Origin of the sequence: Caballeronia sp. BCC1704 (assembly GCF_902833455.1) — a bacterium.
Classification (GTDB): domain Bacteria; phylum Pseudomonadota; class Gammaproteobacteria; order Burkholderiales; family Burkholderiaceae; genus Caballeronia.
In genome coordinates, this window is record NZ_CADFFT010000006.1 from 109,179 (window position 1) to 130,917 (window position 21,739).

General features: G+C 59.7%; 15 protein-coding genes and 3 pseudogenes. 15 read left to right on the forward strand and 3 right to left on the reverse strand.

Annotated features, from left to right (window positions below; all coding sequences use genetic code 11):
* Positions 1-83: 83 nt before the first annotated feature.
* Genes manD through HWX53_RS26265 form a run of 3 tightly spaced genes read left to right on the forward strand, consistent with a single transcriptional unit; the run spans position 84 to position 3,737 of the window.
* Positions 84-1,292 (forward strand): D-mannonate dehydratase ManD, encoded by a 1,209-nt coding sequence (gene manD, locus HWX53_RS26255; RefSeq protein WP_175946380.1) that lies wholly within the window; start codon positions 84-86, stop codon positions 1,290-1,292.
* A 48-nt stretch (positions 1,293-1,340) separates the two neighbouring features.
* A complete protein-coding gene (locus tag HWX53_RS26260) occupies positions 1,341-2,378 on the forward strand; it encodes an L-idonate 5-dehydrogenase (protein WP_175946381.1) in 1,038 nt (345 codons plus the stop codon).
* Positions 2,379-2,438: 60 nt separating this feature from the next.
* Positions 2,439-3,737, forward strand: a complete 1,299-nt coding sequence (locus tag HWX53_RS26265) for an MFS transporter (RefSeq protein ID WP_175946382.1) — start codon at positions 2,439-2,441, stop codon at positions 3,735-3,737.
* A 12-nt stretch (positions 3,738-3,749) separates the two neighbouring features.
* On the opposite strand, the gene HWX53_RS26270 is transcribed toward HWX53_RS26265, so the two are convergent.
* Positions 3,750-4,868 (reverse strand): lactonase family protein, encoded by a 1,119-nt coding sequence (locus HWX53_RS26270; protein WP_175946383.1) that lies wholly within the window; start codon positions 4,866-4,868, stop codon positions 3,750-3,752.
* Positions 4,869-5,071: 203 nt separating this feature from the next.
* Between HWX53_RS26270 and HWX53_RS26275 the strand changes: the two genes are divergently transcribed.
* The 5 genes from HWX53_RS26275 (at position 5,072) to HWX53_RS26295 (ending at position 10,543) form a co-directional block, all read left to right on the forward strand.
* Positions 5,072-6,100, forward strand: coding sequence for an ABC transporter substrate-binding protein (locus HWX53_RS26275; RefSeq protein WP_175946387.1), 1,029 nt, complete (start codon positions 5,072-5,074; stop codon positions 6,098-6,100).
* A 76-nt stretch (positions 6,101-6,176) separates the two neighbouring features.
* Positions 6,177-7,673, forward strand: a complete 1,497-nt coding sequence (locus tag HWX53_RS26280; protein WP_175946388.1) for a sugar ABC transporter ATP-binding protein — start codon at positions 6,177-6,179, stop codon at positions 7,671-7,673.
* Complete coding sequence (locus tag HWX53_RS26285; RefSeq protein ID WP_175946390.1) at positions 7,670-8,638, forward strand: ABC transporter permease; 969 nt, start codon at positions 7,670-7,672, stop codon at positions 8,636-8,638. Before HWX53_RS26280 ends, HWX53_RS26285 begins: the two co-directional genes overlap by 4 nt.
* Complete coding sequence (locus tag HWX53_RS26290) at positions 8,635-9,600, forward strand: ABC transporter permease (RefSeq protein WP_175946392.1); 966 nt, start codon at positions 8,635-8,637, stop codon at positions 9,598-9,600. Before HWX53_RS26285 ends, HWX53_RS26290 begins: the two co-directional genes overlap by 4 nt.
* 100 nt (positions 9,601-9,700) lie before the next feature.
* Positions 9,701-10,543: a GntR family transcriptional regulator gene (locus HWX53_RS26295; protein WP_175946394.1), complete on the forward strand. Its 843-nt coding sequence runs from the start codon at positions 9,701-9,703 to the stop codon at positions 10,541-10,543.
* Positions 10,544-11,039: 496 nt separating this feature from the next.
* Here HWX53_RS26295 and HWX53_RS27865 read toward each other — a convergent pair.
* Positions 11,040-11,275: pseudogene (locus tag HWX53_RS27865) on the reverse strand (divalent metal cation transporter); the annotation flags it as partial.
* 119 nt (positions 11,276-11,394) lie between these two features.
* Here HWX53_RS27865 and HWX53_RS26300 point away from each other — a divergent pair.
* The 6 genes and pseudogenes from HWX53_RS26300 (at position 11,395) to HWX53_RS26320 (ending at position 20,692) form a co-directional block, all read left to right on the forward strand.
* Positions 11,395-12,660 (forward strand): IS256 family transposase, encoded by a 1,266-nt coding sequence (locus HWX53_RS26300; RefSeq protein ID WP_175946396.1) that lies wholly within the window; start codon positions 11,395-11,397, stop codon positions 12,658-12,660.
* 469 nt (positions 12,661-13,129) lie between these two features.
* Complete coding sequence (locus HWX53_RS26305) at positions 13,130-15,046, forward strand: PAS domain S-box protein (protein ID WP_175946398.1); 1,917 nt, start codon at positions 13,130-13,132, stop codon at positions 15,044-15,046.
* Positions 15,047-15,476: 430 nt separating this feature from the next.
* Positions 15,477-16,076, forward strand: a complete 600-nt coding sequence (locus tag HWX53_RS26310; RefSeq protein ID WP_175946401.1) for an H-NS family nucleoid-associated regulatory protein — start codon at positions 15,477-15,479, stop codon at positions 16,074-16,076.
* A gap of 1,419 nt (positions 16,077-17,495) precedes the next feature.
* Positions 17,496-17,999 carry a DUF6328 family protein gene (locus HWX53_RS26315; RefSeq protein WP_175946403.1) on the forward strand — a complete coding sequence of 168 codons (504 nt, stop codon included), beginning with the start codon at positions 17,496-17,498 and terminating at the stop codon, positions 17,997-17,999.
* A gap of 52 nt (positions 18,000-18,051) precedes the next feature.
* Positions 18,052-18,298 (forward strand): annotated as a pseudogene (locus HWX53_RS27870) (IS3 family transposase); the annotation flags it as partial.
* A gap of 270 nt (positions 18,299-18,568) precedes the next feature.
* The gene (locus HWX53_RS26320) at positions 18,569-20,692 is read left to right on the forward strand and encodes a hypothetical protein (protein ID WP_175946405.1); all 2,124 of its coding nucleotides are present in this window, start codon (positions 18,569-18,571) and stop codon (positions 20,690-20,692) included.
* A 47-nt stretch (positions 20,693-20,739) separates the two neighbouring features.
* Here HWX53_RS26320 and HWX53_RS27875 read toward each other — a convergent pair whose 3' ends face one another.
* Positions 20,740-20,937, reverse strand: coding sequence for a group II intron maturase-specific domain-containing protein (locus tag HWX53_RS27875; protein WP_279612513.1), 198 nt, complete (start codon positions 20,935-20,937; stop codon positions 20,740-20,742).
* Between the two features lie 455 nt (positions 20,938-21,392).
* Between HWX53_RS27875 and HWX53_RS26330 the strand changes: the two are divergent.
* Positions 21,393-21,739 (forward strand): annotated as a pseudogene (locus HWX53_RS26330) (3-deoxy-8-phosphooctulonate synthase); the annotation flags it as partial.

Here is a 21,739-nt window from a genome sequence, read left to right on the forward strand (position 1 = left end):
CGCGGGAAAACCCGCAATTGACGATGTGACATACTGGTATGGTAGTCTGTCACTCATCGAATTGCCATCCGAGGAAATCCCTTATGAAGATCATTCGCGCCGATGTCATCGTGACGTGTCCGGGCCGCAACTTCGTCACGCTCAAGATTGTCACGGACGAAGGGGTTCACGGCATCGGTGATGCCACGTTGAATGGCCGCGAACTGGCCGTCGCGTCGTATCTGAAGGATCACGTCTGTCCGCTTCTGATCGGTCGCGATCCGGGCCGTATAGAAGACACGTGGCAGTTTCTCTACAAGGGCGCTTACTGGCGGCGCGGCCCCGTCACCATGACGGCCATAGCCGCGGTCGACATTGCGTTATGGGACATCCTCGGAAAAGTCACGGACACGCCGCTCTACAAACTGCTGGGCGGAGCGTCGCGCGACGGCGTCATGGTCTACGGACACGCGACGGGCCGCGACATTCCGGAGGCACTGGATCGCTACGAAGAGCACATCGAGCAAGGTTACAAGGCCATTCGCATTCAGTGCGGCGTGCCGAACATGCGTTCGGTCTACGGCGTCTCGAAAGGCGACGGCATGTATGAGCCGGCGACGAAAGGCGCGGTGGAAGAGCAAAGCTGGTCGTCGGAGAAGTACCTCGACTTCGTGCCGCAACTGTTCGAAGCGGTGCGCGCCAAATTCGGGTTCGATACGCATCTGTTGCACGACGTGCACCACCGGCTGACGCCGATCGAGGCGGCGCGGCTCGGCAAGTCGGTGGAGCCGTATCGGCTCTTCTGGATGGAAGACCCGACGCCCGCCGAAAACCAGGCCGGTTTCCGGCTGATCCGCGAGCACACCGTCACGCCGATTGCGGTAGGCGAGGTGTTCAACAGCATCTGGGATTGCAAGCAGCTGATCGAGGAGCAACTGATCGACTATATCCGCGCGACGCTGACGCACGCGGGCGGTATCACGCATCTGCGGCGCATCGCCGACTTCGCATCGCTCTATCAGGTGCGCACTGGCTGCCACGGACCGTCGGATCTCTCGCCGGTGTGCATGGGCGCGGCGCTGCACTTCGACCTGTGGGTGCCGAACTTCGGCGTACAGGAATACATGGGCTTTCCGAAGGAAGCGCTCGATGTGTTTCCCCATGCGTGGTCCTTCGATCACGGCATGATGCATCCGGGCGACGCGCCGGGGCATGGCGTCGATATCGACGAAAAGCTGGCCGCGAAATATCCGTTTGACCCGGCGTATCTCCCGGTCGCGCGGCTCGAAGACGGCACGCTCTGGAACTGGTAACGCCAGCTTCACGTCAACCACACCTGGTCAACGAATACGGAACTCATCATGCTTGCAGCCGTTCTTCACGAGGCAAAGAAGCTTCTCATCGACGAAATCGACACGCCGCAGCCGCAGCCGGGTCAAGTGCAGGTTCGCGTGCGCGCGGGCGGCATCTGCGGCTCGGACCTCTCGTACTACTTCAAGGGCAAGAGCGGCGACTTCAAGGTGCGCGAGCCGTTCGTGCTCGGCCATGAAGTCGCGGGCGAGATCGCCGCGCTCGGCGAAGGGGTAACCGGCTTGCGCGTGGGTCAGCGCGTCGCGGTCAATCCCGGACTCAACTGCGGCGCGTGCCGGTTCTGCGTGAAGGGCATGCCGAATCACTGCCTGAACATGCGGTTCATGGGCAGCGCATCCACGTTTCCGCACATGCAGGGCATGTTCCGCCAATACATCACCGCGGCCGCGCGGCAATGCGTGCCGGTGCCGGATTCGCTCGACTACGCGCAAGCGTCGATGGCCGAGCCGCTGGCCGTCGCGCTGCATGCGCTGAAGCAGGCTGGCTCGCTGGTCGGCGCAAGCATGCTGCTGGTGGGATGCGGACCGATCGGCTGTATCGTGCTGGCAGCGGCGCGCCGGGCGGGCGCGCATCGCATCGTCGCAGTCGATCTCGCATCCAAGGCCTTGCAGATGGCCGCCTCGCTCGGCGCGGACGAAACCGTGCTTGCAACCGATCAGGCGCGTATCGAAGAATGGTCGCGCGAACGCGGCACGTTCGATGTCGTCATCGAAGCGTCGGGCAGTCCGGCCGGTCTCGACACCGCGTTGCGCGCCGTGCGTGCGGGCGGCTCGGTGATTCAACTCGGCAACTTGCCGGCAGGCCAGTCGCCGGTCGCCGCAAATCTCGTCATGGCCAAGGAACTTCGCTATCAGGGCTCCTTCCGCTTCACCGACGAATACGCGATTGCCGCCGACGAACTTGCCTCGCAACGCATTGACTTGCGGCCGCTGATGACGCACGCGTTCCCGCTTGCTGACGCCAACCGCGCGTTCGAAGTAGCGCAAGACCGCAATCAGTCGATGAAGGTTCACCTGCAATTCGACTGAGCGACATCAACATCGAGCCGCCAGAAGAGAACAAGAAAGGCGGCGCATCGGAGACTCGACATGATCAAGAGCCAGCGATGGTTCGTCGTCGGCCTGCTGTTTCTGGCGGGCGTCGTCAATTATCTGGACCGCGCGGCACTTTCGATCGCTGCCCCGCTGATTCAGAAAGACCTTCACTTCACGCACGCGCAGATGGGCGTGGTGTTCAGCAGCTTCTTCATCGGCTATGCGCTGTTCAACTTCGTCGGTGGCGTGCTGTCGGACCGCATCGGCGCGAAGAAGGTGTTCGGCGGCGCAATGGGCATCTGGTCGCTCTTTTGCGGCGCAACGGCGCTCGCGAGCAGCCTCGTGTCGCTGATCGTCCTGCGCGTGCTGTTCGGCATGGGCGAAGGGCCGTTCAGCTCGTCCAATAGCAAGATTGTCAATAACTGGTTTCCGCGCCGGGAAGTGGCGAGCGCCATCGGCGTCATCAGTTCGGGCACGCCGCTCGGCGGCGCTCTCGCGGGGCCGATCGTCGGCTATATGGCGATTCAATTCGGCTGGCGCTGGGCCTTCGTCGCCATCATGCTGATCGGGTTTGCCTGGCTCGTATTGTGGACGCTGACCACGACCGAGCATCCGCAAGAGAATGCACGGGTCTCGAAGGCGGAACTGGAGCTGATCGTCGCAGGTCAACAGCAGGCCGCGTCGATGGAGCAGGGCGCGCACGGGAAGAAGGCCGGGCTCAGCTTCTATCTGCGTCAACCGATCATTCTCGCCACCGCCTTTGCGTTCTTCGCGTACAACTACGTACTGTTCTTTTTCCTCTCGTGGTTTCCGACCTACCTCACCGAGGCGCATCACATGTCCCTGCGCGACATGAGCTTCGCCACGGTTATTCCCTGGCTGCTCGGCAGCATCGGGCTCGCAGCGGGCGGGTTCATCACCGATGCCATCCTGCGCATGACCGGCAAACCGTTGATGTCGCGTCGGCTCGTGCTGTCGGTTTGTCTCGCGATAGCGGCGGTCTGCGCGGCATTCGCGGGCCGCGTGCAAACGACGCAAGGCGCGGTCGCGCTGATGTCGGTGTCCATTTTTTTTCTGTATGTCACAGGCTCCGTGTATTGGGCCGTAATTCAGGATACGGTGCGTCGAGAAAACGTCGGCGGCGTCGGCGGCTTCGTGCATCTGCTCGCCAATCTCGCGGGCGTGATCGGGCCGGCGGTGACGGGCTTCATCGTCGAGGCGACGCATGGCGCTTATGGGGCGGCGTTCGTGCTGGCGGGCGCCATCGCCGTACTTGGCGCATTGTGCGCGTTCGTCTGGATTCGCGAGCCGAAGGGACAGCGAGCCCGAGAGGCGCAAGCCCGGGCTGCCTGATTTCACGCTGGCTCAGGCATGCGTCTTGACGCACATCGGCGTGCCGATGTCGCATTCATCGGCCTTCTCGACGATACATCCGGTTTCGCCGTCCAGCTTCCACACGACGAGCCGGTCGCTATCCTGGTTCGCGACAAGCAGATAACGATTCGCCGGCGACAGCGCGAAGCTGCGCGGCGTCTTTCCGCCACTCGTATGAAGCTGCCGACGCCCAGTGATGTCGCCGTCGGTTCCGAGCGCGTACACGCCGATGCAGTCTGCACCGCGAAACGACGCATAGAGCCAACGTCCATCGCGCGACACCGCAATGTCGGCCGCGTGGCTCGGTGCGCAGTCGGCGGGGAGCGCGTCGATCACCTGGCCGACCTTCAACGCGCCATTCGCTACATCGTAATCAAGCCGGCATAGCGTGTTGTTCAACTCGTTGACCAGATAAACGCGCGCAAGCTGCGGATGAAACACCAGGTGACGCGGACCGCTGCCAGGTGAAACGCGCAACGGCTCGATAAAAGGCGGCAGCAGGCCGCTTCCGTCGGCATCGATGCGATACGTCGAGACCGTGTCGGCGCCCAGATCGGTGACGAGCGCGAAGCGGTTGTCTGGCGACACCGCGATGCAGTGCGCGTGCGGCACGCCCTGGCGATCCGCATGCGGCCCCGCGCCTCGATGCGCGAACTCTTCGGCGGCCTCCAACAGCGATCCGTCCGCACGTACCGGCAAGCTCACGACATGCCGTCCCGGCAGTTCCTCTGGTGTTTCGTGCGCATAGTTAGCGACGAATACGTGGCGGCCTTCGCGATCGGTCGAGCAGTAGGCCGTGAGACTGCCGCGCGTCGGGCGACGCTCGCCGAGCGGCGTCATCGCGCCGGTCGCGTCATCGAAACTATATGCGGCGATGGACCCTTCCGGTGCGCCAAAAACCTCGCTCGTCGCATAGAGAATTTTCCTGGCCGGCGATATCGCGAGGTAAGTCGGATTGTCCATGCCGCCGACTTCGGCAAGTGGCTCAAGCTTGCCCGTTCGCTCGTCAATGGCCAGCGTCGTGATGCCGCAACCGTGCGCCGCGGCGAAGTGTGGTACCGCGCAATTGAGGCTGCCCACGAATACCAGCGCATGTTCTGGTTGTCTCATCTGAATCTCCTTGTTTTGCGGGTCGCCTTTAAGTCTGCAATCGTAGGGTACGCGTGAACGCAAGCAGCGGTTACGGAAAACTACCTACTTGTATGGTAGTAGGTTGGAACCTATGATTGCATTAACGGTAGGTCCGGACAAGCTGGCCTGTAGTGGCGATGTTGACGACCGTTCACTCGACTATTTAGGAGACGACTGTGGCGATGACTTCAATTCGTGTTGCAACACTTGTTGGCGGTGCGCTTGTCGCGATCAGCACGGTCGCGACGGCTGCGGTTGCAACCGGCGACACCTCGAAGGACAAGATCGCGCTGTCCAATAGCTATGCGGGCAACACGTTTCGCCAGCAGCAGTTAAAGAGCTGGGCCGATGTCGCGGCGCAAGCGAAGAAGGCCGGCCTTGTCGCCGATGCGCCGGCATTCACGACCGCTGAGAATCAAGCGACCGAGCAGGCGCAGCAGATCCAGAACCTCGTGCTGCAGGGCTACAAGGCCATCGTCATCAACGCCGCCTCGCCGACGGCGCTCAATGGCTCGATTAAGCAGGCGTGCGCGGCGGGCGTCGTCGTCGTGTCGTTCGACGGCATCGTGACGGAACCGTGTGCTTACCGCATCGCGGCGGACTTCCACAAGATGGGTGCATCGCAAGTGGACTTTCTGGCCAAGCAACTCGGCGGCAAAGGCAATCTGCTTGAAGTCCGTGGCCTCGCTGGTGTGTCCGTGGACGATGACATTCACCAGGGTATCGTCGACGAGATCAAGAAGTATCCGGGCATGAAGATCGTCGGCTCCGTGTATGGACAATGGACGCAGACGGTCGCGCAGAAGGAAGTCGCGGGCATCCTGCCCTCGCTCCCCCAGATCGACGGTGTGGTGACGCAAGGCGGTGACGGCTACGGCGTCGCTCAAGCGTTCCGGGCCGCAGGCCGGAAGGTGCCGACGATCATCCTCGGCAATCGTCAGGAAGAGCTCGCGTGGTGGCAGCAGCAGGGCGTGAGCAACTACAAGACGATGTCGATCGCGGCCGATCCGGGTTCCTCGACCTTCGCGTTCTGGGCGGCTCAGCAGATCCTCGCGGGCAACAAGCTGCCTCACGACATGTCCTTGCCGACCCTCACGGTCACGCCGGAATCGCTCGCGACCGTCTTGCCGAAAACGGCGCCGGGGACCGTGGCGAGCAACGTGTTCTCGCGCGAGCAGGTGGTAGACATGGTGCAGGGCGCGAAGAAGTAAGCGCCCCGTCTTCGCTCGCGGGCCGGGCTGTCAGCAGCCCGCCCCACAGTTTCTCACTACATCCGGAGCCATACGGATGAATCATTCAGAAAGCACGGTCCTCGCCCAGCCGCACGCCCCAACCGGGTTGTCGACGCTGTTGTCGGTTCGCGGACTGTCCGTCTCGTTCGGACCGGTGCGGGCGCTGCAGAGCGTGGACTTCGATTTCGCCTGCGGCGAATGTGTTGCGATCGCCGGGCATAACGGCGCGGGCAAATCCACGCTGATGTCCGTTTTGTCCGGCGCGCGTCGCGCCAGTGACGGCTCGATAGGCATAGACGGCGAGCGTCACCCGAACGGATTCGACGCCGCAACCGCGCGCGAACTCGGCATCCGCTGCGTGTTCCAGGAACTGTCGCTGTGTCTTAACTTGACCATCGAAGAGAACATGCGCGCAGTGCATCCGCAGTTGCGCCAGTTCGGCTGGCGCAAGCATGCGCGTCGCATTATCGAGGCCCAGCTGGATGCGATCTTTCCGGGACACGGACTGCGCGGGACGGACGTAGTCGGCGATCTGTCACTCACCCAGCAGCAGATGGTCGAAATCGCGCGCGGCTTTGCGCAGGTAGACGCGCCCGTGCGCCTCGTGATTCTCGATGAACCAACGTCGAGCCTCGACCGCTACACGGCGCAACAGCTTCTGGCGTATATCCGCGAGTGCGCGGGCAAGGGCATCACTTGTATTCTGATCACGCACATGCTCGAAGAGATGCTTCAGAGCGCCGACCGCGTGATGGTCATGCGCGACGGCCAGATCGTCTCGACGCTGGCCGCGCAAAACCTCGAGAAGGAACACATCATACGCGCGATGGGCCAGTTCACGGAAGAGGCGGCGCCCGCGCCAAAACACGTGGCGCAGGCAGATACGGCGCAGGCGAGATTTCGTTGGGCGGTCGGTCCGCGCGCCCGCACGAAGATCGAAGCGGCGCGTGGCAGCATCGTCGGATTCGCCGGACTCGCAGGCCAGGGCCAGACCGATGCGCTTCTCGACATCTACGCTCAGGCGCGCAAACGCGGCTCGCATCAGACTGTCGCGTTCGTCGCGGGGGACCGGCGCGCCGACGGGGTGTTCGCGGACTGGAGCATCGCCGAGAATTTCGACGTTCGCTCGCTCTACGACCGCAAGAGTTCGGCGTGGGTGGATCGTCAGCGCCTCGCGTCGCTGTTCGACACATGGAAGCAGCGCATCAACATTCGCGGCGCGGGAGCGTCCGATCCGATTCTCGCGCTGTCCGGAGGCAACCAGCAGAAAGTGCTGTTCGCCCGCGCACTTGCATCCGATGCCGAACTCGTGCTCATGGACGATCCCATGCGAGGCGTCGATATCGGCACGAAGCTGGAAATCTACGGGCTTTTGCAGACCGAAGCCGCGAAGGGCCGCACGTTCCTCTGGTACACGACCGAGAACGACGAGTTTGCCTATTGCGACCGGACGTATGTATTTCGCGCGGGCCATGTGACTCGCGTGCTCAATGCAAGCGAGTGCACCGAAGACACGCTGCTGGCCGCAAGCTTTGACGAGGTTCCCGCATGAACACGACGACGGCCGTTGACGCGGCTTCCTCCCGCCCCGCAAGGCGCATCGACCGGAAGGCCCTCCTGCCCGTGGTGTCGCTGCTGGCCGTGCTCGTGCCGATGGCGATCATTCAGCCCAACGCGCTCAGCTACTTCGGCATCGTCATGTTGCTGAATCTTGGCGTGCCAATCGTGCTGGCGACGCTCTCGCAACTCGCGGTGATCACTGCGAACGAGCTGGACCTGTCAATCGGCTCCTTCGTGAGCCTCGTTGCGTGCATCGGCGCGACGCTGCTCGTCAAGACGCCGTGGCTCGGCTGTCTTGCGCTCGCGGCATGCGTGGTGGCGTATGCGCTCATCGGCGCGCTGATCGAAATGCGACGGATATCGTCGGTGGTCGTGACGCTCGGGCTGTCGTTCATCTGGAACGGGCTTTCAGTGCTGCTGCTGCCGTCGCCCGGCGGCACGAGCCCCGACTGGCTGTCTTCGCTCATGGGCTTCAAGTCGCCGGTCATTCCCGCGCCGCTCGTCTGGACGGCGGGCATCGCGCTCGTTGCCCATCTGCTTCTGATGCGTTCGCCGGCCGGCGTCGCGCTCCGTGGCGTGGGCGGCAATCCCGGCGCGATGCGGCGCTTCGGCTGGTCGGTCATCCGCGCGAAGGCGTTGCTGTTCGGCTGCGCGGGACTCTTCGGCGTGTTCGCTGGCCTCGCGCTGCTTGGTCTCACCACATCGGCGGATGCAAACATCGCGTTGCGCTATACGCTGCTTTCGATTGCCGGCGTGATCCTCGGCGGCGGCGAATTCGTAGGCGGCCGCGTTTCGGCACTCGGCGCCGTGCTCGGTGCAATCACGCTAACGCTTGCCTCATCGTTTCTGTCATTTCTGCAGATCGCGCCGGAATGGCAGGTCGGCTTGCAAGGCGTGATCCTGATCGTGGTGTTGTCGCTGCGTCTGCTGTTTCGCAACCGAGGAGTTCGTCAATGAACACAACTAAGAACTCATCGTTCCTCGCAACGCTGCGCGATCTGCCTTGGGTTTGGTCCGTAGCTGGCGCCATCATCGTCGGTATTGCCGCGATGGTCTCGTTCGGCGCATTCACAGCGGGGAACATGCTGTCCGCGGCGTCCGCATTCGTGGTGTTCACGGTGCTCGTCGGGCTCGGTCAGATGCTGGTCGTGACGAGTGGCCCAGGCAACATCGATTTGTCGATCCCCGCGACGATCTCGCTCTGCGGCGGTGTCGCCATGCGCGTGATGGCCGCGCACGATGGCGCACTCGCGGTGGGCATAGCAGCAGCGGTGGGCACGGGCATCGGCATCGGCCTTTTTAACTATGCGCTGATCCGCCTGCTGCGCATTCCGCCGATCATCGCGACGCTGTCTTCAAGCTTCGTGCTGCAATCGACCGCCATTAGCCTCGGACGCGGGAGCGCGGCGCCGCCACCGCTGCTCGAAAATTTCGCGCTGAGCCGGGTGGCGGGCGTGTCGAGCCTCGCGTTTCTGGCGCTCGTGGTGACGGGGTTGGTCGCGGTGGCGCTGTTTCGGCTCGTGCCGGGACGAAGCCTCTCGGCAGTCGGCCAGAACGCGCGTGCCGCCGATCTCGCAGGCGTGCGCGTCGAGCGCGTGCGATGCGCGACGTACGTCAGTTGTTCAGTGCTCGTCGCGATTGCCGCGTTGCTGCTCGCTTCTTTCTCCGGCGGAGCGACGCTCGACATGGGCGCGGACTATATGTTGTTGTCGGTGGCCGTGGTGGTGATCGGCGGCACGCAGGTTTCGGGCGGTCGCGCAAGCCCGACGGGCGTTTGGGGAGCCGCATGCTTCCTTTTCCTCATCAACGCGCTGCTGAATGCGAGCGGGGCAGGCGCAGGCCTGCGCGCGGTGGTGTACGGTGCGCTGATCATCATCGTCACGACCATCGCTGGCGGTTCGCCGGCTGCCCGAAGATGAGCGATCATTGCCGCCCGCGAATCGAAGTCGCAATGAAAAATAGTAGTATGGTGACAAGGCATGGCGATTGTGCGATGTCGTTCCCACCGTATCAACAACGATGAAAGCCTCCCGACTAAAAGCCGCCGAACCGATCATCGCCGGTGCCGAAGCCACGCCTAGTGCCCCGCCGCGGCGCGGACGCCGGCGCGTCGGTGACTCAGCACATTCTCCTTCTACGCTGCCGGACCTGAGCGCGCAGGTATCGATGGAGTCACCTGAGCCGATCACGCGGCAGATCTACCGCGCACTTAGGCAAGCGATCTTCGCGGGCGAGATGGTGCCGGGCACGCCGCTGTCCGAGAAGGAAGTGTCCGACATGTTCCACGTATCGCGCCAGCCCGTGCGCGAGGCGTTCATCAAGCTTGTGGAAGCGGGAGTCCTTCAGGTGCTGCCGCAGCGGGGAACGTTCGTCAAACGGATTTCACCGCGACGCGTGCGGGAAGGGCGGTTCATACGCGAAGCGATAGAGACCGCCGTCGCACGCAAGGCTGCGCAGCACATTACCTACGAACAGATCAAGCAGTTGACGGAGAACCTGCGTGATCAGCGAGTTGCGGCCAAGGCCAACGATACGGCGGCGTTTCTGGCGCTCGACGAAGCGTTCCATTTCACCATCGCCCAGACGATCGATTGCGGGGCCGCGTGGGAAGCGATTCAGGACATCAAGGCGCAGATGGACCGCGTTCGCTATCTCAGCCTGCCCGACGATTCGCCGCTCGATCATCTCATCAAACAGCACGCAAAGATTCTGGGCGCCTTGCGCGCGCACGATCCGAACGCAGCGGAAGACGCGATGCGCGCGCACCTGCGCGAGATTCTGGTCACCCTCGGACCGATAGCAGCGCGCAATCCTGCATGGTTCGAGGCGGACGAGCGCGAGACCGTGCCGCTGCTGGACTGACAAGCGTCGAATACAGTTCACCTTCCTTCCGGCAGTGCGGTTGCGAAAGCGGTCCTATTGAAGACCCCATTCGTGGCGATAGGAGATTCACAAGGCTAGCTCGCGCCTAGCAGCGCGGATGATCGTGCGAGAAATAGGCCGAGTACCGGAGACCGATCGTGATTCCTAGCGTCGATTCCAGTTCTGAAGCTGTCGTTGGGCTCGCGCTGAGTCGAAAGACGGGTATGGGTCGGCAAGAGTCCTTTGCCTGGCGTGCTGCATGCCCGCCCCGGCACCGTGCGCGAAGACATATAAGGCTCGCACCTCCTTCGGCACTCGAAGGAGCGCAGAGACCGAAGAGCCGCGGGCAGTGCTAGGAAAAGCGATTGTAGGTCGTCGATCGCATTGAGGTCGTGTCGTTCTGGTCAATGCCCGATTACGGATCCGAAATACGCAGTCCGACGTACAATAAGACGCGCGGCCATACTATGGCATGAGCCACATTGGCCCACCTGTTAGGCACCGTAAGAGCAACGACATACGCCAAGAGCCCCAGCGCCGACCATTTGAGCAGGCGCGCGTACCTGTCATAGGGAATGAAGGTCACACGACGACCGACAGGGCTCCGAGCATGCCCACGTACAGTTCTTGCTGACCGGATCTTACAAGTGGATCGCGCGCCATCGCCGAGGGGGCCGCCGCGATGTTGATGACGTTAGCGAGCACCAGCAGAACCACCGCGCTGTAGAGCAGGAGCTAAAGTCGGAAGTGGTGTACGGGGGAGTTCAGGCGGGAAATTGAAGGCGGTGGTGGTTTTAGCTGAGAATCTGATTGTCGAAGTCGGAAACCAGCGAACAACAAAACCATCCACCATGAGCAAGGATACGAAAAAAGCGGTCATTGGTCTATCAGGAGCCGGCCTCGGACTGGACGACCTGATCCGTCAAGGGGCGCAGCAAGTAATTCAGCAAGCGATTGAAGCGGAGCTGGCAGAGCTTCTTGAACGCTTCACGAACGTGAAGACACTGCACGGGCAACGTGCGGTGGTGCGCAACGGCTACTTGCCCCAACGCGAGGTATTGACGGCGGCCGGGCCGGTCCCCGTGAGGGTACCGATGGTACGCGATCGATCAGGATCAGGGGTGAAGTTCAATTCATCGATCGTCCCGCCGTACGTCAGGAAATCGCCCCGTGTTAGCGCGGCGCTGCCGTGGCTGTATTTGAAAGGCATCTCGACGGGCGATATGGGCGAAGCGCTGCGTGTGCTGCTCGGCGATGACGCGAAGGGCTTGTCGGCGAATGTCGTGAGTCGGTTGAAGGCGCAGTGGGCAGACGAGCATGCCGCGTGGAGCCGGCGTGACCTGTCGAAGTCGTACTACGTCTATTGGTGGGTCGACGGCATACACACCGGGCTGCGCAGCGAGAACTCCGATGGCCAATGCCTGCTGGTGATCATCGGCGTGAAGCCGGATGGGAGCAAAGAGCGCGTGGCAATCGGTGACGGGTATCGGGAAACAAAGGCATCGTGGCGTGAACTGCTGCTCGACCTGAAAGCGCGGGGCTTGCAAGCGGGTCCACGGCTGGCCGTCGGCGACGGTGCAATGGGCTTCTGGGCGGCTTTGGAAGAGGTGTTTCCCGCGACGCGCGGCCAGCGCTGCTGGTTCCACAAGATGGGCAATGTGCTCAATGCACTACCCAAGTCGCAACAAGCACGCGCAAAGGCGGACATGCAGGCGATCTGGATGGCTGCCACACGAGCCGACGCGTACGCCGCTTTCGACCGGTTCATGTCGATCCATTCGGCGAAGTATCCGAAGGCAACCGAGACGCTGAAAAAGGATCGCGAGAGCCTGCTGGCGTTCTACGACTTCCCCGCTGAGCACTGGCAGCATTTGCGGACGACCAATGCGATCGAGTCGACGTTCGCGACGGTACGTCATCGAACGACGCGTACGCGTAACTGCGTGTCGCGGCCTACCTTCCTCGGTCTGGCATTCAAGCTGATCGAGGAGGCGGAGAAAACCTGGCGCCGCATCAACGGACCGGAAAAGATCAAGCTGTTGCTCGAAGGCGTCCCCTTCAAGGACGGCGAACCGGTGCAAGACGATCGACCGGCTCAGCAGAAACTCGCCGCTTGAAATCGACCGTCACGATGCTGCCCATACACCACTATTGACGTTAGCTCGTAGAGCAGCCACTTCCGACAGTGGATGCGCATGTTGGACGCCAGGCCGTTCCCTGTTACGCTGCCATCCGCGCGCTGACCAGTTGTATGGCCGCAAAACTTTGCAGCTTTGCGAAGTCTGCGCGCTACGTATCTAGGACACGCGCGCCGGGAAACCGGACAGCTGGCGTAAAGAACAAAAGGACGTCGAAAGGCGCGGTGCGTCTATGCAAGTCGGCACAGCTAAAGCAGCGGTTACCTGCGGATTGTCGCCTACCAGATCGTGGTCTTCTATAATCGCGAAATACTACCTGTTTTATCATCCAACTCGTAGCTTCGTCCCATTTGAGGACGTCTATAGTCATTTGCGCAGACGATGCCGTTGAAGTCAGCTCGTCAAGCAGAAGACAGTCAGCCCGGTCGCGAGGACGACTCATCCAATCATGCTTTCTGCCCCGCTTTCTGATAACGAACCCGCTCGACTTCGCCTCCTGCGCAGTCTCGCGGTGCTCGATACCGCGCCGGAGGAGGCATTCGACCGTGTAACGCGTCTTGTCGCGCAAATACTGCAGGTGCCGATTGCGCTTGTTTCTTTGGTCGATGAGCACCGTCAGTGGTTCAAGTCTCGCGTCGGCCTCGAGGTATGCGAAACAACCCGCGAGATCGCGTTTTGCTCGCACGTTGTTAGCGAAAATGCCATGCTGATAGTTGAGGACACGCTAACCGACCCGCGTTTCGCCGACAATCCGCTGGTCACCGGCGCACCGTTCGTACGGTTCTACGCGGGCGTTCCACTGCGTTCCAGCGAGGGGCTCGTCCTCGGGACGCTTTGTGCCATTGACGCAGCTCCGCGTTTAATCTCTAAACCGCAGCGTGAGGCGCTTGTTGACCTGGCAGCCATAGTTGAACGCGAACTCATACAGCGCGAGACAATCCGCGACACACGCCGAGTCCAACAACTCGACAGACGCAATCTTCTGGTTAGCGAGGCGCGATTCGCGACTATCTTCCAGAAAACGCCTACCGGTAAGGCGATCGTCGACTTGAAGGGCCGCTTCCTCGACGTCAATCCAAAACTTTGCGAGATTACCGGCTACACCGCGGACGCACTGATGCGGATGACGTTCGCCGACATTACCGTGCCGGAAGATCTTGCGCCGGACCTGCAACGTGTAACCGATCTACTCGCTGGCCGGATCCAGACTTACAGCCTGGAAAAGCGTTATCGTCGACCCGACGGCTCGGTTGTCTGGGTGGATCTCACCGTCGCGCTCGTGCGCGACAATCAGCAACGCCCGCTTCACTTCATCAGTGTGGTGCAAGACATCAGCAGCAGGAAACGCAGCGAGCAGTTCCTGCGCGACTATCAGTCGGAACTGGAAAATCGCGTCATACAAAGGACGTCCGAACTAGCGAGCAGCCGCGCGGCACTACAGACGATTGCTGACAACCTCCCGGTTCTAATTGCTCACGTCGATTCGGATCTACGCTACACGTTCAACAATGAGGTTTACCGCCAGGTATTTGGCGTGGACCCTGCCGAGGTGCGGGGTAAGCGGTTGTCAGACGTTCTGGACAGGGAACTCTTCGCCGAACTGAAGCCATGCTTTGATGGCGCACTGGCCGGCAATCGCACAATTCACGACAATGTCCGTTATGACAGGACGAAGGACCGCGTTTGGAGTTCCACTTACATCCCTGACATCAGGGAAAACCGCGTGGTCGGCTTTTATGTTATGTCGCAGGACGTGACCGAGCGCAAGCGCGCCGAACACGCTATGCGCGAAGAGGCAATGAGAGATGCCTTGACCGGCTTGCCGAACCGGCGCGCCTTGCAACGCCATCTCGACGAGGTGCTTAACGACGCGCAATACAAAGGCATTCCATTTGCAACGTTCTTCCTTGACCTCGATGGCTTTAAGAAGATCAACGACAGCTACGGCCATGACGCAGGCGACGAAGTACTGAAGGAAGTTGCCGTACGCTTGAGACGCGTGGTCCGCTCTTGCGACACGGTCACCCGGCTCGCGGGCGATGAGTTCGTCATCATCAGTCGTGGCACATCGACGACGGACGCGTGCAGTCGAATAGCACAAGACATTTGCCGCTCGGTTGGGCGTCCTTTCAGTTTTAGAGGGTCGAGCCTGCGGCTCGGCACAAGCGTAGGCATCGCTATGTGCACCGGTTGGGAGAACTCAACCGGTGAACTGATTCTTGGTCGTGCTGACGCCGCGATGTATGAGGCCAAACGCAAAGGGCGCAACGGCTTCCGTTTTGCGAGCAATTTTGCGAACGGCGAAGATGCTAATGGCAGTGTCAAGCCACGCTTCAGATCGATCGACAACGAAGAGTTGTTCTAACCGACGCCTGCCACCAGAGACCGTTATGCTGCCCGCTGGTGTCTTTTGCTAGCATCTTGAATCGCGGAAAGATGCCCAGCCGAGGCTCGGCTGAGTCACGACACGCAGGGAGGTTGTCCGCCTACGACGGCCGAACCGCAATGCTCAGCGATTCACGTCCGCGAGAGAGGGAACTCAGAAGCGCTGGATAAGCAGCCTCTATCTTCGACCGCTGCGGCCCCACACATAGCGGGTCCGCCGTTGCCATCTGCTCCCGGGTGCGGGGCGCGTTGACCGCGGCCCGCGCATCGCGATGCTGTTCAACGGCCTTCCTGCCCCTGCTGCTGGACCTGCCGTAACGTCCGCCAGCCGGACCTTTCAGCGACAAGCACATTCCTCGAAGAAAGAACGTATGGCATAGTGCTGAAGGTCAGACAACCCAGGGGAGAATATGGCGACTCTCTCAAACATCGAAGAAAGGATTAGCAAATTGCAGGCTCGAGCTGACGCGATTCAAAAGAAGCAGGCGATTGCTGTGGTCGCAAAGATTCGTTCGCTCATGAAAGAGCATGGCCTCACAATCGACGACCTGACTAAGCGAGGAAGAGCGGGCGCAGCAAAGGAATCGGCCGCCGCTCCGCTAGCTGCGATCGGCAAATACCGTGATCCGAAGACGGGCGCGACGTGGAGCGGTCGAGGCCGAGCGCCGGCGTGGATAGCGAAGGTCAAGAATCGAGCGAGGTTCCTCATCTCTGCTGCAGTCGAGTCTAACGATAGCCACTCCGGCAAGCGCATCGGGAACTACCCGCGCGGTCCCCAACCGGCGAAGTATCGAGATCCCAAATCGGGAGCCGAGTGGAGCGGTCGCGGCAAGGCGCCGGGATGGTTGGCGTCGGTAAAGGACAGAACCAAGTTTCTGATTCTCACTGCTGATACCAAAACGGGTGGCACCAGCAAGTCGAAGTCCGAAGCGAACGCAACGCCTGCGCGCTCGACGAAGACCCGGAAGGCGCCCAGCGCCGCAAAGGCCTCCCGCGCAAAGCGGACATAGCGGCAGATCAATCTTGTGCGCGCGCAAATCCGTTGCGCGCAGGTTTCGACCAGAGCTTGAGCGACGAGGAAGAGCGTGCAGTGTGAGCGCTCGGAAGATGCAATAAGGACGGTTAGATGCCGCGTTTCGCTCAGGTGCGCTTCGGGTGGAGAACCGAGGGAACTGTTGCTGGGTGACGTCGCGAGATGGAAGTGCAGTGCTGGAGGGCGATGACTGTCCGCCGTCACGGCATGGGCTGCCGGTTAACGATGGTTTAGGATCAAAGCAAGTCGGCACGGCAGGTTCGCACTCGGACGTTTGTCGAACAGACGCAACTAATAATCTTCGCCGGCACTCCCTCTAGAACAACCGCCGGCAACGTGTTGCGAGGAGAGGGCGCGTGATTGCGCGCGTTCACAGCGGCATCTTGGCAGCCAGTGTTCACAGCGTCCACAGCGTTCCGAGCTATGTGAACCCAGATGCCTACGAACTCCCGGGTTGATTCGCGATGATCGGCGAAGGCTTGCCGCTGTTGAGGTGGCAGCACGTATATAGTAACGACCGTTTTCCCTCGTGCTCGGACTATCCGGCTGGCTCGCGCGGCTAAGCGCTGAAGGACTGCGGTCGTTCGGACAACTAACGGAAAATTGCTAAATTCCTTTATGTAAAGCTATGACGGATTTTTACCGCCGGCTCGGTTGAGCGTTCAACAGCGCCGACGTGCATATTTTGTGCGCCGTCGGATCCGACATGCACCTCGTTCTTGCCACATTCATCGCGCGATTACGGTCCGCTTCGGCAGCCGCCTCGCTCGCGAGACCGGCGCTGGTTCGTGATACCCAGACGCCGGTTTAATGAGAATTCTCCCCTATGAACACGCTTTGATGTTAAAAACTGGAACTCAGGCGATTGCCTTAGCTATCTGGCAATTCGCAAATAGACGGGCTGCAAACTGACCTTCGCGCGCATGGCGTCGCAGGTAAAACAAGATGCGCTGTCTCGTGGCTGTAGTTTGCCTCCCGACGGAACGAGTGTCGGCGGCGTTCCTGCGCGACGGAAAGACGACGCAAAATATCATTTTCGCGTCATGTCTACGCATCTATTTTGGCGAATACTCTCTAAAACGCAATTGAAACTTGAAACGTATTTCTTGTGAAGGAAAACTTTATCAACGTAGCTCTCGACAGTACTGGTTGCTGCAGTGTCCACGATAGATTCGCAACGCGCAATATAAACATGTAGAGCTACAGCGAAAATTGGGTGGCGCAAAAGCACGATGGGCCGTTGCTCATGGGCAATTTAAGTAACCGACGCACAAGTCAGCTGCGAGATAAAACAACCATCAGACGCCGCAGTCGTCGTATGTCAGGATGGCTCAATCTCCTGTTAGTCGTACTGCGCGTACGTTGCTTATATGTTATAGGCATTTTCGAACACAAAATGGACGCAAAGAAGCCTGATTCTGGCAACGAGGATACGTGGGACGACGGCGATCTGTCGGACCTTCTTAATGAGCTGCGGATCTTGCTACCGGCAGCACAACTTCTCACGGCGTTTCTTATTACGCTTCCGTTCAGCGGTGGATTTGCGAAGATCGTGAGCGCTGAAAAGTGGGTTTTCTTGGCGACGTTCTGTTGTTCGTTGATGAGTCTTTTTCTGTTCGCAGCGCCAGCGGTACAGCATCGTATCCTGCGCCCGCTTATTGATCGGCCAGAGTTCAAGAGACTTGCATCGCAACAATTGCTCTTCGGCGCTATTTTTCTTTCCTTCGCTCTAGTCCTGTCGAGCAATCTTGTGGTCTCGGAAGTTTTTGGCCATCTCATGGGAATTTGTTTCGCGATTGCGGCAGCTTCAGCCATTTTAGGGCTCTGGGCGGTGTTGCCTTACAAGTATCTGCATCGACTATCAGCGAAGACGTCATTGTCGAAATTCGGCGATCGATAGGGATATATCGTTGGCCGCCAACACCTCAATGGCGGTAAGCATTCGACTGAGATCCTCCGCAACCTTGACGACTTTGGGTTATCCGAGTCGCGAGACTCTTGCCGCTAGGATCGAAGATTTGCGGCCTGAAATCAAAAGACGAATTTTCGGTCGAGCCGTTGACTGCGTTCGCGAATCACAAAGGAGGGTAAAGCAGGCGGTAGGCATCGAACTGGGCACCAGAGAGCACGGCGCGTGCGTGGTTGCCGAGAAAGAGAGGCGTGAGTCGGCCAACGCTGTATAACTGGACGATTAAGCTGCGCATTCGCCGCCAACGTTAGTTCTAATGCAGCGCTCTGGAATATCGACGAATGTGCGGAATGTGGCGTTTTGCGCTCGAAGCCTTCAACTTTCGCTTGCAACTTGAAAGCTCTCGCCTATGCTGACATATGCGGTAGAACTGTACGGTTCTTGGTCGCACGACTGTTCGTTCATATCGTCGATAGAAGCCCAAGAAGTCAAAACGATTCGAGTCAACAGAATGTATGGCTATGAACTGACACTTTTTTCCCGCACACATGGGGAGAATCATGGCGCTTGGATTGCCTTCCGTCGTCGGTCCCGTTGCGGAATGGCTAGATAGGATCGTCGTTGAAGGCTGCTGGCCCGGAGCAACTATCGTCGTGCAGACCGATGAGGCTTTGCCGACAATCGTGGCAAAAGGTATAGCCGCCGGAGGCCGCGATTTCGTCCCGGTCGTTAGTAGCCTGAAGGCCCAGCAACAGCTAGTGGCAATTCAATCTCTAGCTGGCGACAAAAGCGATCCAACTCCGAGCGAGCTCGCCGTCATTGTCAGCGCATCGCCAACAAATCACACTGATCTTCCATCGATGTCCTTCCGATCGAAACTGTATCGATGCGGCGGAGCACTTTGGCTGCAGGGCGCTGCTCCCGGGGCCGTAGTTTCAGTCGCGGCCGATGGGAATCCGATTGGCCAAGGAAGAGCGGATCAGAACGGAGATGCGCGCCTAGCGCTAAACGCGAAACTGCCAGGTCCGGAAGCGTCTATCACGGCAATACAATCGGCCCCCCCTCCTTTTCCCCCATTGGGTGGCATTCCCCTGGTTGCATCTGGGACAACGTCACCGTCTCCATTCGGCAAGCTTCCGACACCCAAAGTCGGCGCGCCCATGCCGAGAGGATGCGAATGGTCCGTTCCCGTCAGCGAGATTATCGACGGCGCGGAAGTCACAATCGAACGCAAATCGGATGGTTTGAAGGAAACTGCGACCTTCGACTTAGACGAATTAGATTTTCAATTGTCTGCACCGTTTCCTGCGACAGGCGACAAGATCATCGTTTCGCAAGCGATGCCGCGATGCCATGAACATCCGTCCGATCTGTTTGAGGGTGATATTTTGCCGGCAACTACCCCGGGACCGCTTGAGATTGAGCCCCCGTGTGCAGGCTCACCATCCTTAATTGTCTCGAATCTAGTTGGCGGAGCATCGCTGACCATCACAGTGCAAGATAAGCAACCGTTGCTTTATATGGTTCCACCGATGGTGACGAAGTGGGACGTGCCGATTGAACCGCTTCCTGAGAACAAGTCGGTCACTGTCACCCTCGAACTGTGTAAGTTCTCCACATCTGCGACGGTGAATATCGTCGGTGCGTCCCCGGTGCCGGATCCAACGTTGGCTCCTCATCTGTACAGATGCGCTCGCGCGGTATCGGTAAACACAAGTCCTAGAACGCATCTCGAAATCTGGGGTGACTACGGAAATGGTCCGATGCAACTATCGCCGCGCGTTCATGCGACGACCGCTGTCCGCAATTTAGGTGTGTCGCCCTACTTGAGCGTGCCAGAAAAAGTCTGGGTTCGCCAAATTTCTTGCGCCGGCGTCTGGATCGAAGGCCCAGCGCTTCAGGTTGAAGAGCATCCGCGACTGGAACCGTTGCAGCTTTTTGACCCGCTCATCGAAGGCTCCTTCGCGGTATTGCCACGGAATGCGATTCCTGGCGCGCACGTGAAAGTGTGGGCAAGCGATGAAGAGAATACGTTCCGCGAAATCATCGGCGAGCGGGACGTGACGCCTCTACGGCCCTCGGTCAGCCTGAAGCGGCCGCTCTCAACACGAGACAAAGTATGGGCAACGCAGGAACTGTGTTCAGAAAGCACTCGAGAGGGGCCTCACTATTCTGTGATTCCAGGGGTGCAGGCCTTCACGTTGTCAGCTCCAATGGAGCAACTTTCTCAGAGTTTAAACGGCAAGATCATCCTTCAGACCGGCGAACTTGTATGTCGTTTTGTAGATGGGCTCTGGACTTTAACCATTGAATGCGAGAATACGGACCCGGGCTACGACTGTAGCGTGGTCGTAGGCGTTGATCTTTCGATGCTCGCGCCATTAGCTTTCGGCCAACAAATCGACATGGACCTAGCCGCTGCGGGAGGGTTGCCGCAGGGCATCACGTCGCTCGGCTATCCATCCAAGTGGACGAATTCGAAATACGGGAACTTGAACTTGCTTCAAAACCCCGCATTCTGGGTGGAGATATTGAAGGCAAACGCGCAATGGAAACTACTTGCGGCATGGACTAATTATGCGCCCGTCGGAGAAAAGCCTGATTGGGTGAAAGGTCCGAACGCGCCACCAGATCCATGGGGCGTTCCACCGATACCCAACGATCCTGGTGGCGATGACGATTGAGGTGAACCCCGTTCACCTTTTCCATCACTTTTATTCATCGCGAACGCTCAAAGACAGCTTAAGCAGGTTTTTTCCGAAGATGCTCGGGGCCGATGTCTCGGGAGCCAGCCAGCCTCAAAGATGTAGCTTTCGATTGCTCGGAATGCCCGGCTGACGCTTCCTACCTGGAAGTAATTAGCCCAGCCGCGCAACGTGCGGTTCAACTTGCCCACTAACTCCGTGGTCTCTTGCCTAGAGAGCGTCAAGCAGCGCGGCCGGCCAAGCTAATTGTCGCGGCCCACTTGCCATACCGTCCTAAGGGGCGTCGTTGCATGAGCCTTTTTCACCAGGCGTCGGGTACTCTTCTTCGACGGCTTCATGCCCATACGGGCCTGACCGGTCTTTGCTGAATACAGCCGCCCAAACGCAAAACCTAGGAAGTCGAACTCACCGGCTTAAAACGACGCCTTGTCACGGCGCACGCCCAAGGTGGCCGAGCGCCCTCTCCATATCCGGAAGTCCGCTTTCCGCGACAAAACCCCGCCGCGAAAACGACTGTGCAGCTGTTCATCACGAACAAAGCAGCGCAACCTGGCTCAAAAGGCATTGGAGCTGTATCTTGCTACCGACGTCGTACGCGCAACAAATAGCGATGGCGTCGTAACACGGGATAAAATCGGCAATAGTTATTTCGCCTTTCGTCACCCATATCGGATCTCCCATGACCCGGCCGACCCTCAAGATTCAAGACCGCATCGTCATTGCGAACGACAAACCTTTCGTTCTGTTTGGTGGACTCAACGTGCTTGAGTCCGCCGATCTTGCCCTGAAAGCTTGCGAAGAATTCATGCGCGTGACGTCACGGCTGAACATTCCTTATATATTCAAGGCCAGCTTCGACAAGGCGAATCGTTCCTCCATTAAATCTTATCGCGGGCCCGGCCTCGAAGAAGGCTTGCGCATCTTCGAAAAAGTGAAGGCCGAATTCGGCATGCCGGTCATCACCGACGTGCACGAGCCTTGGCAGGCCGAGCCGGTTGCACGAGTCGTGGACGTACTGCAATTGCC